This is a genomic window from Bacillus sp. WC2507, from assembly GCF_052656125.1.
In genome coordinates, this window is the sequence record NZ_JBQXPN010000001.1 from 549,727 (window position 1) to 565,589 (window position 15,863).

At 37.5% G+C, this 15,863-nt stretch carries 12 protein-coding genes and 1 riboswitch; of the genes, 5 read left to right on the forward strand and 7 right to left on the reverse strand.

Annotation, left to right across the window (positions count from 1 at the left end):
• Window positions 1–85: 85 nt before the first annotated feature.
• The gene (locus ACUN28_RS02925) at window positions 86–220 is read left to right on the forward strand and encodes a hypothetical protein (RefSeq protein ID WP_000833067.1); all 135 of its coding nucleotides are present in this window, start codon (window positions 86–88) and stop codon (window positions 218–220) included.
• Window positions 221–411: 191 nt separating this feature from the next.
• On the opposite strand, the gene ACUN28_RS02930 is transcribed toward ACUN28_RS02925, so the two are convergent.
• From ACUN28_RS02930 to ACUN28_RS02955, 6 genes are all read right to left on the reverse strand, one after another.
• Entirely contained in the window at window positions 412–1,713 is a 1,302-nt protein-coding gene (locus ACUN28_RS02930; RefSeq protein ID WP_016136050.1) for a glycosyltransferase family 2 protein, read from the reverse strand.
• On the reverse strand, window positions 1,710–2,465 hold the full coding sequence (locus ACUN28_RS02935) for a GGDEF domain-containing protein (RefSeq protein WP_098405446.1): 756 nt from the start codon (window positions 2,463–2,465) through the stop codon (window positions 1,710–1,712). The genes ACUN28_RS02930 and ACUN28_RS02935 overlap by 4 nt, the downstream gene beginning before the upstream one ends.
• Before the next feature lie 260 nt (window positions 2,466–2,725).
• Window positions 2,726–3,937, reverse strand: coding sequence for a NupC/NupG family nucleoside CNT transporter (locus tag ACUN28_RS02940; protein WP_016085536.1), 1,212 nt, complete (start codon window positions 3,935–3,937; stop codon window positions 2,726–2,728).
• A 346-nt stretch (window positions 3,938–4,283) separates the two neighbouring features.
• Window positions 4,284–6,041, reverse strand: coding sequence for a C40 family peptidase (locus ACUN28_RS02945; RefSeq protein ID WP_016085537.1), 1,758 nt, complete (start codon window positions 6,039–6,041; stop codon window positions 4,284–4,286).
• A 209-nt stretch (window positions 6,042–6,250) separates the two neighbouring features.
• On the reverse strand, window positions 6,251–7,135 hold the full coding sequence (locus ACUN28_RS02950; protein ID WP_098405290.1) for a D-amino-acid transaminase: 885 nt from the start codon (window positions 7,133–7,135) through the stop codon (window positions 6,251–6,253).
• 677 nt (window positions 7,136–7,812) lie between these two features.
• Window positions 7,813–9,741, reverse strand: coding sequence for an LTA synthase family protein (locus ACUN28_RS02955; RefSeq protein ID WP_016085539.1), 1,929 nt, complete (start codon window positions 9,739–9,741; stop codon window positions 7,813–7,815).
• Between the two features lie 546 nt (window positions 9,742–10,287).
• Between ACUN28_RS02955 and ACUN28_RS02960 the strand changes: the two genes are divergently transcribed.
• Window positions 10,288–10,653 carry a YkvA family protein gene (locus tag ACUN28_RS02960; RefSeq protein ID WP_016085541.1) on the forward strand — a complete coding sequence of 122 codons (366 nt, stop codon included), beginning with the start codon at window positions 10,288–10,290 and terminating at the stop codon, window positions 10,651–10,653.
• Between the two features lie 50 nt (window positions 10,654–10,703).
• Window positions 10,704–11,195, forward strand: a complete 492-nt coding sequence (locus ACUN28_RS02965) for a metal-binding protein (protein WP_016085542.1) — start codon at window positions 10,704–10,706, stop codon at window positions 11,193–11,195.
• A gap of 128 nt (window positions 11,196–11,323) precedes the next feature.
• On the opposite strand, the gene ACUN28_RS02970 is transcribed toward ACUN28_RS02965, so the two are convergent.
• Window positions 11,324–11,641 (reverse strand): DUF4870 domain-containing protein, encoded by a 318-nt coding sequence (locus tag ACUN28_RS02970; RefSeq protein WP_001014097.1) that lies wholly within the window; start codon window positions 11,639–11,641, stop codon window positions 11,324–11,326.
• A gap of 295 nt (window positions 11,642–11,936) precedes the next feature.
• On the opposite strand from ACUN28_RS02970, the gene lldP reads away from it, so the two are divergent.
• Together lldP and thiC are read left to right on the forward strand one after the other, a co-directional pair.
• The gene (gene lldP, locus ACUN28_RS02975; protein WP_016085543.1) at window positions 11,937–13,598 is read left to right on the forward strand and encodes an L-lactate permease; all 1,662 of its coding nucleotides are present in this window, start codon (window positions 11,937–11,939) and stop codon (window positions 13,596–13,598) included.
• 71 nt (window positions 13,599–13,669) lie between these two features.
• Window positions 13,670–13,785, forward strand: a riboswitch (TPP riboswitch).
• A 112-nt stretch (window positions 13,786–13,897) separates the two neighbouring features.
• On the forward strand, window positions 13,898–15,658 hold the full coding sequence (gene thiC / locus ACUN28_RS02980; RefSeq protein ID WP_016085544.1) for a phosphomethylpyrimidine synthase ThiC: 1,761 nt from the start codon (window positions 13,898–13,900) through the stop codon (window positions 15,656–15,658).
• The last annotated feature ends 205 nt before the right edge of the window (window positions 15,659–15,863 follow it).

A 15,863-nucleotide genomic window follows, 5' to 3' on the forward strand; every position in this document is an offset into this window, starting at 1 on the left:
TCACGTTTATGTATATGTGCTATATTATTTCCTGTAAGCGATTTCAAATAGTTTTAAAGCGCATTCAAGGGGGACATCAAGAATAATGAAACGTTACGAAAGAAAGTGGAAGCATATTTGTTTGAAACGTGTGGCACATCGTAGTGTCCAAGAAAGCACGGAACCTAAGACTGAAACGCGCAAAGAACAGCAAGAGAAGCAATTGGTTCTACAAAAATAGCAATCACTTTTTCGTATATAAATGAAGGTCGATCGTTCGTTGGGGGATGGACGTGAAATTACTTTCAGCTAAGGGGTATTGTCTGATATATAATTTATACGGCAATAAATCAGCACAGAGCTTACGGCGCTCTGTGCTGATTTTTATTTTGTAAATAAAAATCAGTGGGAGAACCCCCACTGATTAAAGTTTTACTTTTCTTTTTTGAATCGAACTGTTTTATCCCAGCCAATGACTTGTTTCTTGCTCTTTGCACGTAAGTATAAAATTAAGCTACGAATGAATAAGTACGTAAAGAGCTGTGCGTACGTAAAGTACATGATAACACTAATAAAAATATTAGTTGGTGTAAAGGTTCGTTCCACACTCTGGGCACTAAATAATTGAGAAACATATGTAATATATGCGACATACCACATAAATAGTAGCGGAATGCTATATTGAATTTGGAATATACCGAGTAACCCAATTACGAACCAAACGTTTGAAATGATTAAGAATAGCCAAAATACAACATACACTAAAACTTGTTGTAAGGAATGGACGAGAAGCTTTCCTTTAAAGAAACTTAATGAAGAAAACATTTTTTCTAAAATGTACAAGTTTCCTTGGAGCCAGCGTGTACGCTGCTTAATAAGGATTTTTAAATGCTCCGGTTCTTGTTCCCATGTAATAGATTCTGGAACGATTGGTAAGAGATAGCCTTTTTGTGTAATTCGTAATGTTAATTCAGCGTCTTCTGCAATTGCATAAGGGTCATAGCCGCCAAGTTCTTCTAATGCAGAGCGACGAAGAAGCATGTTTGTTCCTGTCAGTGAACCTGTTTGGAATAATAACCAGCGTCCGGATTGCATAAGGAGCTGGAAGATTTGAAATTCTAAGGAAATCATTCGTGTTAGCCAGTTTCTGTTTTCATTTACAGTACGAACGTGACCAACAGCTCCAACAGCATCTTCGGTTGTTTCAGCATGTTCTACAAGCATTCGCAATGCATCTGGTTCAGGCTGATTATCTGCATCATACACACAGAAATATTCACCATCTGAAATACTCAGACCATAGTTTAGTACACGCGATTTTCCTTTTGGTTCACCCGCCGGAACACGAATGTGACGAATATGAGCATAAGCTTTGTCAAAATCATCACCGATTTCAGGTGTTTCATCTTGAGAGTTATCGTTTAATAAATAAACAGTTAGTTTGCCTGGATATTCAATCTTCGCCATCGCCTCTAAAGTATCTTTAATCACTACGCCTTCATTGTGGGCAGGTATTAAAATGTCGACACTTGGATAATGTTCTAACGTACGATCTTTCCGTTTCCTATTTCGGTGAACTAAGCCCGCAAGTGTTAAGAAAGAGTAGTAAACGAGTAAGCCAGAGAACAGAAAGGCTGTAAAAATAAGCACATATTTAATTGAAAATGTGATGCTAATCCAAAAAACGAGTACGCAAAACAGGAGGAATAAAAGGAGTATAACGAGTGTCATCATAATACTGTCGGTCCTTTTGTAGCGATTTGTTCTCGTTGAATCTTAATGTCTTGAATTGCTTCAGCTGCAAGCCATTTTTCCATTTTGGGTTGTAGACGGTTCATTACAATATCGGCACCAGCTTCATTTGTATTTTGTAATAAAATGACTAATGTGTTGTTATCATACTCAGCAACAAGGTCAAAGTCAGCTCTTACCGTTTCAACTAATAATGAAGCTACACGGTCCATAACACTTTCCTTCGTATATTTACTAAAGGAAGTGAAGTCAAAGTAAATCATAACGCCTGTTTCATTACGACGATTCATTGCATTTATTAATAATGCTTGTCGTCTTTCAAATTCTTGTCTTGTTAATAATTTTGATTCTCCAATGTATTGTTCTAACGTTCTCACACGTTCGGTTAATTCTTTATTTTCATGAATAACCTTCTTTAATAAATGAGTTGAGATATATACGATGAAGAAGTTTGCTGCCATTAGGAAGTGAGTAATAATGTATTGCCATTGTTCTGATGTGCTCCATAAGTAAAGCCATGCTTGGTAGAATAGGTAGAACACCGAAACAATAGTTCCTAATATGAAGAGAACAAATGCAGTCTTATCAGGCAAAAATAGAAATAGTACATTAACCATTACATATATAATTGTAAAAATGAGAGCATGCTCATATTGCGTTACATGTACAGTTGTAAAATAAAATAAAATTTGTAAAACCCACATAGAGAGGACTTTATAGAAGTTATCTTTCACAAAACTTTCCTCCTTAAAGATAATTCATGCAAGGATACTTGTAGTATACGCAATTATTAAGAAATAGACCGGATGACTAGATTCTTTTTGAGAGAGCAACAATAAGTAGTATCCCTCTTTGGTAAGAAAAAATAAACAGACTTACTAATTATTGTATCATAATGTTCTTATATTTCGGCATAAAGTATTTAATATATACAAAAAAAGTAAACGTAATAATAAAAAGTCCCCTCTTTAGAAAGAGGAGACTTTACGTCATTTTATAGGAACATCATACCTGCAACTGCTGCATTTAAGAAGTTCGCTAATGTACCAGCGATAACTGCTTTAATCCCTAATTGTGCAATTTGTTTACGGCGAGTAGGAGCTAGCGTTCCTGTTACACCTAATTGAATTGCGATAGAAGAGAAGTTTGCGAATCCACAGATTGCGAATGTTAAAATTAGATTTGTTTTGTCAGAGAACTCTGCCATGTGTGGTCCTAAGTTTGCGTATGCAACGAATTCGTTGATTGCAAGTTTTTGACCGATAAAGCTTGCTGCTTGTATCGCTTCACCTGGAGAAACCCCAATTAAGATTGCAAATGGTGATAGTAAGTAACCGAAGATTAAATCAAGGCTCAGTTTAATATCGAACCAAGAACCAACCCATCCTAATAAGCCATTTAATAAAGCGATTAATGCGATGAAAGCCATTAACATTGCTGCTACGTTAATAACAAGTTGCATACCTTCAGATGCACCACGTGCCGCTGCGTCAATAACGTTTGCATCTTCACGTTCTGTAGAAAGTTCAACGTTATTATCTACTTTTTCTGTTTCTGGCATAATTAGTTTCGCGATTAATAAACTTGATGGAGCTGCCATAATTGCTGCTGCTAATAAGTGTTCTAACGGAATACCCATTGCTGCATAGCCGACAAGAACTGATCCGGCAACAGCTGTCATACCGCTTACCATAATAGTGAAGAATTCACTATTTGTTAAACGTGCTAAGTAAGGTTTGATTAAGATTGGAGCTTCAGTTTGTCCTAAAAATACAGTTGTTACTGAGTTTAAACTTTCAGCTTTAGAAGTTCCAAGAAGTTTACTTAATGCGCCACCAACGACACTAACAAACTTCTGCATAATACCAAAATGATATAAGATCGCTACTAATGAACTAATAAATACGATTGGAAGTAGTGCTTGAATGAAGAAAACAAATCCCCAAGGGCCTTTTGCGTTGACTAAATCCCCAGCAACGAACTTAATTCCCTCGTAAGAAAAATTAATTAATCCTTGAACGCCGTCTGCAGCGTGTTTTAAACCTGCTTTTCCGGCATCCCATCGTAATACGATAAATGAAAATGACATTTGTAATGCTAGCGCGATTAAAATTGTGCGCCAATTAATAGCTTTGCGGTTGGAAGATAGTAAGAAAGCAATTGCTAATACTCCAATCACGCCGCCAATTCCCCATAAAAGATTCATGCAGTGTATGCTCCTTCCTCATAGTAAAAAAAGTGTATAAACCAGTTGTCTATACGTTTACGAATATAACATCTTAAGTAACTTATCATAATGGACATCGGAGGTCAAACGTCTAACGAAAAGTTTAAATAAAAAGAAAATTCTTTGAAAAAACACATATAAAATAAATACACATGAAATAGGTTATGTTTTTTATGTAAATATATACATTATGATAACGTTATGGGTTGTTTTTGTGGAATATGGTGTATGAAATAGGGAAATAGATACATTATTTTTTTGGGGATATAGGTGACATATACTAAAAAAAGCCTTCTAGTAATCTAGAAGGCTTTGAAACTATTAATTAAGGTGCTTTCGTGTATCCTAAGAAATGACTCTTCCAATAAGAGTTACTTAATGAAGCGATTGCAACACCTTTATCTCCGGCTTGGATAAATGATCCGCCTCCAAGGTAAATACCCATATGAGAAGGACCTGCTTTATAAGTGTCTTTGAAATAAATTAAGTCACCTGGTTGTGGATTTGAAGTTTGTGGTAGGCTACCCCAATATCCCGCAACACTTTGACGGCTAATGTTATGACCAAATTTCTTAAATACGTGGTAGATGTAGCCACTGCAGTCCACACCGTTAGCAGAAGTTCCGCCCCAAACGTACGGTACGCCTTGCATTCCTTTTGCATATGCAAGTATGGAAGAACTGTCGCCACTAGTATTACCTGTATTATTGTTTTGATTGTTTTGATTGTTATTTTGGTTGTTGTTAGGCTTATTATCTACTGCGCCACCAACTGGTGTTTTAGAAAGGTAACGTGTTCCGATGTAACCAGTTTGACCGTTATAGTTAATTTTGCTCCATCCAGAGTTTTCAGAGATTACTTGAACCTTCTGTCCTTGTGGAAGTGCGCCTATGATTCTATAATTTGTACCTTCGCCGCTACGTACGTTTAATGCAGAAGCGTTAATATAGTAGTCACCAATTGCACCTTGATCAGGTTGTTTTGGTTGCTCAGGTTGCTTCGGTTGTTCAGGAGTAGCAGTGCCACCTTTAACGAACTTAACAAATTCGCTACTAACGAAGCCTGTTTTTCCTTGATAGTTTACTTTAAACCAACCGTTTTCAGATCCAACTACGTTTAATGTAGTACCATTTAACACGCCACCAATTACACTATGGTAAGCAGCAGGACCTGTACGAACGCGTAGAGATGTTGCGTTAACAACGTAAGTACCACCAGTTTGAACGGTTACATTATTATTTTGTTCTTGTTTGTTATCTTGGTTGTTACCTTGTGTAACGTTGTCGCTAGAACCGCCTTTTGTTACGTAGTCTTTGCTTACGTAAGCTGTTTGTCCTGCATAATTGATTTTGAACCAATCTTGAACTTCGCCAACAACTTGTACTACTTGTCCTTTTGTAACAGAAGCTACAGTTGTATGAGAAGTGCTAGGACCTGTACGAACACGAAGGGAAGATACATTTACTGTATAGTTTCCGCTTGCTGGTTTTACAGATTCTTGGTTGTTATTATTCGTATTGTTGTTTGAAGAACCTGCATTAGAAGAAACGCCAGATACGAATTCGCTACTTACATAACCAACTTGCCCATTATGATTGATTTTCACCCAACCATTTTCTTGACCAATTACGTTTAAAGCTTGTCCTTCATATACACGTCCTGAAACAGAACTAGAAGTGTTTGGAGCTGTACGTACACGTAATACATCAGCAGTAACTTTATTGTTTCCACCTGTTGTACTTACATTAGAATTGCTTGCTCCATTTTTTGATACAAATTCGCCACTAACAAATCCTGTTTGTCCATTAATGTTAATTTTGAACCAACCATTTTCTTCGCCAATCACGTTTAGTGATTGACCGTTATAAACACGCGAGATGATGTCGTGAGAAGTACTTGATCCTGCACGAACATGTAATACGCTAGTGTTTACCGTATAAGATGAGCTGTTTGATGCTGAAGCTTGGACAGTTGTAGCAGCTTTTTGTGTATTTTGTTCAGGGGCAGCTTGAACACTATCAAGTGTAGGTGCTGCTCCTCCTGCTACAGACACTGCCGCAAGACCGGCAAGGTATTTTTTCATAATTTGTCGATTCCTTTCTGTCTGTAATGTAGTGAAGAAATATTTACCAACTGTTAAAAATTCTAAAGAGCATGTCGATTACTGTCAAGACTTATGCGGTAATCTGAATATGACAAAAAGATTACAAAAAAAATCAAGGCATAAATCTATACCTTGATTTCCATTTAAATACATATATTGAATGCAGAAAGGATAGAAATTATACGTGTTTAAGAAGATGACATATTGGATTGTAACAAGCTTTGAGAAAATGATCTTTGTAGCATTTTTGTGATAGGGCCAACTTGACCATCTTGAATTGCAGTTCCATCAAGGTGAGTCATCGGCAAAATTTCAATCGTCGTTCCTGTAAAGAAGCATTCATCTGCTTGATAAACATCACGAATGCTGAAAAGTTCTTCTTGTACCGGAATGCGAAGGGTTTTCGCTAAAGAAAGGATATATTGACGAATGATTCCATTTAAAATAAGGTGATTGGCTGGATGTGTATAGAGAGTTCCATTTTTTATGAGAAAGAAATTAGAACAGCTGCCCTCAGTTACGGTACCATTTCGTACGAAAAGGGCCTCTTTACAACCTTTGCGTTCAGCTTTCGTAGCAGCTAATACATTGGGTAATAAATTTAATGATTTGATATCACAGCGTAGCCAGCGTGTATCTGGTTCTGATATAGCACGTACACCATATTCAATCCATAACGCTGGTCTTTCTTTCTTCGTAATATAGGCATAGATTGTCGGAGGGACGTCATATGAGAATGTATGGGTACGAGCTTGTACACCACGAGATACTTGCAAATAAATAGTTCCATCTTCGTGGAAATTATTACTTTCAATGAGTTTGTAAAGTAGGATAATAAGTTCTGCTTTTGAGAAAGGGAGTGATAATTCTATCTCTTCCATCGAGCGATATAATCTTGTGATGTGCGGATCTAATAAGTGAAAGTTCCCTTTATATAGGCGAATAACCTCATAGACACCATCTCCAAACTGCAAGCCTCTTTCTTCAAAATCTATGTACGCGTGATGTTTTGTTGTATCAATAACTGCATCATTCCATAGTACAAATTTTTCGTATGCCAATTTTCGTCCCATCCTTTCGTAAGTGCATAAGTAAAATGAAGCTTTAATTCGTTCGCTCTGTGTACAAATAGCGGAATAAAGTCCTTATAGTAATTTTTATGTGAGTAATTCTTTACATATGACGTCTATGTATTTGTAAAGTGTAGAGAAGTAGTAGTGATTTACCCCGCATTAACGGGCAGTAATACTCCCACTTAAAAACTCAGCTGGGGCAAAGAAGTGAAGCAGGCGAATAACTGCCCGTAAATGCCCGATTGGTGAGGGCTGATAATCAGTGGGGTGAACACCCCCCACTGATTAAAGTTTCACTTTACAGCATTTTGTATATACAAATTCGAAAATAAGAAATAAGAATCCTGCTTTTAAATAAAAAAAAGCAACATTCTTATGGAATGCTGCACAAGGAGGTTAGCTATCTTTCATAGGGACATCGTCTTATTGAATGTTTTGTGTATGGAAACAAAACATATTGAAAGACAATTATAAGAAAGTAGAAATAAACGATTCACACATTTCTTTAAGGGATCTTAGTAAAGATGAGAGATAAGAAATATATAGAACCTCGTTTACATATTTTATTATAGAGATGTTTCGTTAATTCCATGTGAATATTTGGTAAAGGTTATGTAATGTTAAAGTGAATGAATATAAGTGATTATATGGAGAAATATAAAAAAAAGAGGCTGAGATTACTCAGCGCTCTTCTTTTCTTCTTTAATAGCTGTTTTTACTTCACCAGTTTTGGTCTTGTTGCTCTCAGAGAAGCGAAGTAAGTCACCTTCAATGATTTTGTCAGACATGTTCAATTCATTTTGGGCACGATCAATGAGTGGTTGAGATTCTTCTTTTGGTAATTGTACAACTTCGCCAGTTTTACGGTCGTAGAATGTACTGTTCGTGTACATGTACTTATCTGTAACGAAGCTACCGTCACGAAGAACAACGAATCCTTTATTTTCTGGTGAGAATACATCATGACCGAATTGAACTTGATTTGTAGAATCTACACCAAGTAAGTTTAGAATTGTTGGTTTAATGTCAATTTCACCAGTTGGTTTTGAAATTGTTTTACCTTCTTTTTGACCTGGAACGTGAATAAACATCGGTGTTTTTTGTAAGTTCATATGGTCAAATGCAGTGATTTCTTCTTTTCCTAAGAACTGTGCCATTGCACGGTTATGGTTTTCAGAAATACCATAGTGGTCACCGTAGAATACGATAACTGAGTTGTCGTAAATACCTTCTGCTTTTAGACGCTCAATAAAGTGTTTCATTGCTTCGTCTAAATAGCGAGCAGTTACCATGTAACGGTCAAATACGCCATCACCAGAATTGTATTCATCGATTAATTTTGTGCTTTCATCATAAGTGAATGGGTAATGGTTTGTTAACGTCAGGAAGCGAGTGTAGAACGGTTGCTTCACTTCTTTTAACATATCGATAGATTGATCGAAGTATTCGATATCTTTTAATCCCCAATTTAATTTTGTTTCTGGCGTAATCTTGTAGTCAAGCTCGTTGTAGTAACGGTCATAACCAAGTGCCGGATACATAATGTTACGGTTCCAGAACGTTGCGTTGTTCGCGTGGAATACCGATGTGTGATATCCTTGCTCACGTAAAATTTCTGGAGTTGCTGTATATTCGTTATTACCGTGTGTGAAGAATACAGCACCACGGTCTAGTGGATACATTGAAGTATCTACTAAGAATTCAGCGTCAGATGTTTTTCCTTGACCAGTTTGATGGAAGAAGTTATCAAAGTAATAACTTTCTTTCGTAAATTGGTTTAAGAATGGTGTAACTTCTTGTCCGTTAACTGTTGCACCAATTAAGAATGTTTGTAATGACTCAAGAGAGACAACAATTACGTTTTTCCCTTTTGCAGTACCAAACATATTTGGATCTGGTTTGCTTTGCGTTGTTTTTACGTAGTTCTCTGTTTCTTGTAATTTACTACCGTCAGCAAATGCTTTTTGTGAACTTGATTTTGCTTGTAAGCCAAGATCATACACTTGGTGTACATATAAACCTAAGTTTTTAACAAGCATAACGCGATCGAATGAACGTGTTAATAGTTCAGGACGCTCAGCTTCTGCCAGTCCTAAGTTTGCGAAGAAAATAGCAATTGTTGACACGAAGTATAGGGAACGCATTGGGCGTGCTACACGTTCTGTCGGTGCAAAATTTTTCATCTTCTTCAATAAAATGAAGAATACGATAATATCAGCAAATGCAAGGATAATTTTGTAGTTAAACAATTCTTTTACACTAGAACCTAAACTTCCAAAGTTAGATGTTTGTCCTAGTACTGGTAAAGTAACGAAGTCATTGTAGAATCCGTAGAACATTACGTTACCAACAAGAACGATCGTTAAGACAAAATTAATTCCAAGTGCTATATAGTTACGTTTTTTCCCTTTTGCAAATAATGCAAGACCAACAAGCAGTAATGATGCTGCTAATGGGCTAAGGAATAAAATGAATTCTTGCATGAAAGATTCAAGTTTTAAATCGAAGCTTGTGCGTGTAATAAGGTACGTCTTCAGCCATAAAGCTAAAGCTACGAATACAGTGAAACGCACATTTTGAAATTGTGATTTCAAGGTTTCTTTCATTCATTTCCACCCTTTCTCTATCAGGCTTGGTCGATTTTGGAGCGAAAAATGCTAAAATAAAAAATACATAGTTTTCTTGGCCATAATTAGAGGTTCTATATTCACCCATATACGACTATAACTATGCATACCCTTTTGGTTTCTTGTGCTGCTCATAAGCATAACGTCATTTCTGTATTATACAACAAAATTCATTTCTGAGAAACACTATAACATTTTACATTTTTTGTATGAGATTTGTCACTACCAGAGAAAACTTTAACATTCGTTTATATGTCCGTCAACTAGAAAATATAACAAAGATAGAACAGAATGTTAAGTGAAAGTGAAAATTTCTTTGGTTGAGAAATAAGAAATGACGATGGGTAAGGGGTTATATAGAAACCCATTATATGAAGGGAAGTATGTAAAAATTAACGAACACTTGTTCTTTTTTGGTTTATTTGTTACAATAAAAGTTCATTGATAGATTGTGTGTAATTTTGATGAACTTTTACTGATAACATATTGTAGCTTATTTCTTTTTAAAAATAGGGAGGCTTTCACATGGGGCAAAAATTTTCAGTTGAAGCGTTTTGGAAGAAAGCAAAACATGTTGCAAAGCAAGCAGGACAGTCGGTCATTTATGCAAGTTTATTATTGTTTTACGTTTTGCAAAGACCTGATGTTCCAAAGCGAGTGAAAATTATTGTGATTGGAGCACTTGCTTATTTTATTGCACCAATTGATGCCATCCCAGATTTCATTGCTGGAGTTGGTTATACAGATGATTTAGGGGCGTTGACGGCCGCACTATTACAGGCATCGTTATACGTCAATGAAGAGGTGAAAGATAAGGCACGAGTGAAGTTGGCAGAGTGGTTTGGTTCGGATATAGACACATCATTTATCGATCAGAAATTAGATCAATAGGTGAGAACTGTCATATGGTGACAGGGCGAACGTAAGCGAGGAAGTGCTTTATGCCATCAGGAAGAACGCATACGAAAATAAACTTAATATCCCTTCCGGTTGTTTTGTTTATGCTCTTTTCGTATGGATTAACAAATTTTGATTTTTTATTAACTTTTGCAATTGGCTTTTTAGTAGGTACTTCATTTTTAACGCCGGATTTAGATACGTATAGTAATGCGTATAATAAATGGGGATTCCTGCGTATATTTTGGTATCCGTATAAGAAGGTCATGCCGCATCGATCCTTCTTTACACATACAATTATACTTGGTGATGTGATTCGTATTGCATACATGTTAATCGTGTTTTCTCCGTTTTTATTCCTATTAAATGTAATCGTGCTTGACGGGAATTTAATAGAAATTGCGAAGGAACATGAGGTTGAAATTGTAACGTTCATAATGGGAATTGTTGTGGCAAGCACGCTTCACATTATAGCGGATAAAGTGAATACGCGCCGCAAGAAAATGATGAGAAAAAAGAAGAAACGCAGAAGATAAAAAACCGTCCCAAAAGGTATTTTGGGACGGTTTTTTCTTAATTAATAGGTTGATTATTCTTGTTGTATCATCGATAAAATTTCATTTATCATGTCATAGTGTCGTTTTAATCAAACGTTTGTTTAAACTTAAGCTTTCAGTACTTTAATACCTTTTACGATGTTCCAAATGAAGTAGTATAAGCTAATAATTCCGCAAATACATAAGACAATCATTGCTCCAATTCCCAGTGTTACATCTGGCTGGTCAGATCCGATACCCATAATTCCTAAAATAGTTACGCCGATGAATGTAGCGATACTTGGAATAATGTGTGTCCATAGAGCACGTTTTGCATGTGGTTTTGTTTCAGCATCGCCTACAATCCAAACGATAATAGGGAATAAGATAGGGGCAAATAGTACACTAAAGTATGATAAAGCAGCTAATATTTTGTTTCCGTTCATATATATCACCTCATGAATAATGTCTGTTGTTATACTATTATTATGCAATAGTTTTGGCAAGCTTTCTATCGATGAACATTACAGGAACGTGACGATTTTGTAAGATTTTCTGTTAAATAATAAAATTTTCAAAAAAATCTTTTTAAATGGAAATTGTTATGGTACAGTATAAATGAAAGTTATTGAAAACGTTTTCTTAAACGTTTTTTATTTTTAGATTTAAAGGTATGATGACCTGACAGTCTGTTGATGAGGTTATTCTATTTAAAAGGGGATTCTTTAGGGGGAGAGAACAATGAACACATGGACACAAGTTTATGATCCGTTCGGAAACATTTGGATTTCGGCAGCGGTCGCACTTATTCCGATTATCTTTTTTTTCTTAGCTTTAGCAGTTTTCCGCATGAAGGGGTATGTGGCAGGATTTATTACAGTTGTACTTACAATTTTAGTGGCGTTATTCGCTTATAAAATGCCGTTCACGATGGCGATGGCAGCGACCGGATATGGTTTCTTATACGGACTATGGCCAATTGCTTGGATTATCATTATGTCGGTATTTTTATATAAAATTTCTGTGAAAACAGGTCAATTCGATGTGATTCGTGCATCTGTATTATCCATTACGAATGACCATCGTTTACTCGTTATTTTAATCGGGTTTTCATTCGGAGCATTTTTAGAAGGGGCAGCAGGATTTGGTGCACCAGTAGCGATTACGGCAGCACTTCTTGCAGGTCTTGGGTTAAATCCTTTATATGCAGCGGGTCTTTGTTTAATTGCAAATACGGCACCAGTAGCGTTCGGGGCGATGGGAATTCCGATTACAGTGGCTGGACAAGTAACAGGTATTGATCCACATAAAATCGGACAAATGGCTGGACATCAATTACCGTTTCTATCATTATTTGTTCCGTTCTTTATCGTATTTTTAATGGATGGATTGAAAGGGGTAAGACAAACATGGCCTGCGTTATTTGTAGCCGGTAGTTCATTTGCAATTACGCAGTTCATTACAGCGACGTTTTTAGGACCGGAACTCCCGGATATTACGTCAGCACTTGTAAGTTTAGTGAGTTTATCACTATTCTTAAAAGTTTGGCAGCCGAAAGAAATCTATCAATCGGGGCAAGCAAATAGTGAAGTAGCTGCGGCAACAACGGCGACATCTATGCCGAAACTAACAGTAGGAAAAGTCGTAAAAGCATGGTCTCCATTCATTATTTTAACTGTCATGGTAGTTATTTGGAGCCAAAGTTTCTTTAAAGCGTTATTTGCTCCAGGCGGCGCATTGGAAAGCCTTGTGTTTAAGTTTGAAGTTCCAGGCTTGCACAATTTAGTAATGAAAGCAGAACCAATTGTAAATAAACCGACGCCTTACGAGGCAATTTTGAAATTCGATGTATTATCAGCAACGGGAACAGCAATCTTAATTGCTTGTGTCATTTCTATCTTTATTTTAAAAATGAGTGCAAAAGATGCAGTAGCGACTTTTAAAGAAACGCTAAATGAGCTTAAGATGCCAATTCTATCTATTGGATTCGTATTAGGGTTCGCATTTATCGCAAACTATTCTGGTTTATCATCTACATTAGCGTTAGCGCTTGCTGGAACTGGTGGACTATTCCCGTTCTTCTCACCATTCTTGGGGTGGATTGGGGTGTTCTTAACAGGATCTGATACGTCAGCGAATGCACTGTTCTCGAATTTACAAGCGATTACAGCACAGCAAGTCGGTGTATCTGAAGTACTTCTCGTTGCAGCAAATACAACGGGCGGTGTAACAGGAAAAATGATTTCTCCGCAATCGATTGCGATCGCTTGTGCGGCAGTTGGACTTGCTGGGAAAGAATCAGATCTGTTCCGATTTACATTGAAGCATAGTTTATTCTTCGTAATTATTGTTGGTATTATGACGTATGTACAGGCATATTATTTAACGTGGATGATTCCATAAACAACAAAAGAAATAAACTTTTCATTTTTCAGATTATCGTGTATGATGGGAAAGTATTGAAAATTAAATCAGTGATAAACTAGGGGTGCCTAACGTATGCGTAGGCTGAGAGAGAAGCGCGTGAACTTCTTAACCCTTTGGACCTGATCTGGCTCGTACCAGCGTAGGGAAGTTAACGGCTTTACATAATGATGCCTTTATGAGCCAGGTCCTTATTTTTTTATGGACCTGGCTCTTTTTATTTTGGCATACGCTGGCCATATCTCGTCCTTGTCACGTACAGGGGGGCAACAAAGGTTATGAAACAGTCTGTTTCAGCTGAGCAAATTGAATTGAAATCGAGTTTACCAGGAAGTAAGAAAGTGTATGTGGATGGACCACGTGCAGGTATGAAAGTGCCGATGCGCGAGATTGAACAAAGTGAAACGAACGGCATTCCGAATCCGCCAATTCGTGTATATGATACGAGCGGTCCTTATACAGATCCTGCGTATAAAGTGGAGCTAGAAAAAGGAATTCCAACGCCGCGCCACTCTTGGATCCTAGAGCGCGGAGATGTAGAAGCGTACGAAGGGCGCGAAGTGAAACCAGAGGATGACGGTGTGAAGGTGGCTTCGAAACATACACCTGTTTTTCCGCAAATGGATCGCAAACCGCTTAGAGCGAAGCAAGGTGCAAATGTTACGCAAATGCATTATGCGCGTAATGGCATCATTACGTCTGAGATGGAATATGTTGCGATTCGTGAAGGAGTAGAGCCTGAGTTTGTTCGCAAGGAAATTGCGGAAGGCCGTGCGATTTTGCCAGCGAATATTAACCATCCGGAAGCAGAACCGATGATTATCGGACGTAACTTCCACGTGAAGGTCAATGCAAATATCGGAAACTCTGCTGTATCGTCTTCTATTGCAGAAGAAGTGGAGAAGATGACTTGGGCAACTCGCTGGGGTGCAGATACGATTATGGATTTATCTACAGGTAAAAATATTCATACGACACGTGAGTGGATTATTCGTAACGCGCCTGTACCAGTTGGGACTGTACCGATCTATCAAGCGCTGGAAAAAGTAAACGGAATTGCAGAAGATTTAACGTGGGAAGTGTATCGTGATACGTTAATTGAGCAAGCGGAGCAAGGCGTTGATTACTTTACAATTCACGCTGGCGTATTACTTCGTTACATTCCGATTACTGCAAAGCGTACGACAGGTATCGTTTCACGCGGTGGTTCAATTATGGCACAGTGGTGTTTATTCCATCATAAAGAAAACTTCTTATACACTCATTTTGAAGAGATATGTGAAATTATGAAGCAGTATGACGTTTCGTTCTCTCTTGGAGATGGATTACGTCCAGGTTCGATTGCAGATGCAAATGACGAAGCACAATTCTCTGAGCTTGAAACACTTGGTGAATTAACGAAAATTGCTTGGAAACATGATGTGCAAGTGATGATTGAAGGACCTGGGCATGTACCGATGCATTTAATTAAAGAGAATATGGAGAAAGAGCTTGATATTTGTCAGGGCGCGCCGTTCTATACACTGGGACCGTTAACGACAGATATTGCACCAGGTTATGACCATATTACATCAGCGATTGGAGCTGCGATGATTGGCTGGTTTGGAACGGCGATGCTTTGTTATGTGACGCCGAAAGAACATTTAGGTTTACCCAATAAAGATGATGTTCGTACGGGGGTTATTACGTACAAAATCGCTGCGCATGCAGCTGATCTTGCGAAAGGGCACAAAACGGCTCATCAGCGTGATGATGCACTTTCAAAAGCTCGCTTTGAATTCCGTTGGCGCGATCAATTTAATTTATCTTTAGATCCTGAACGTGCGATGGAATATCACGATGAAACATTACCAGCAGAAGGCGCGAAAACGGCTCATTTCTGTTCCATGTGTGGACCGAAGTTTTGTAGTATGAGAATTTCACATGACATTCGTGACTATGCGAAAGAAAATGATTTAGAAACGACAGAAGCAATTGAAAAAGGGATGAAAGAGAAAGCGAAAGAATTTAAAGACACTGGTAGTCATTTATACCAATAACACGTTACACCTCTTTACTTGATTGATCACACTGTAGTACCTAATTTAAATATAGAAGAAGCCCCTTTGCTAAGACGGTAGCAAAAGGGGCTTCTGTCGTTTATCCCGCATTAATGGGCAGTAAGACCCCCACCTCAAAATTCAGTGAAAGCACAGAAGTTAGGTGGGGGATCAACTGCCCATAAAAGCCCGATTGGTTCAACTA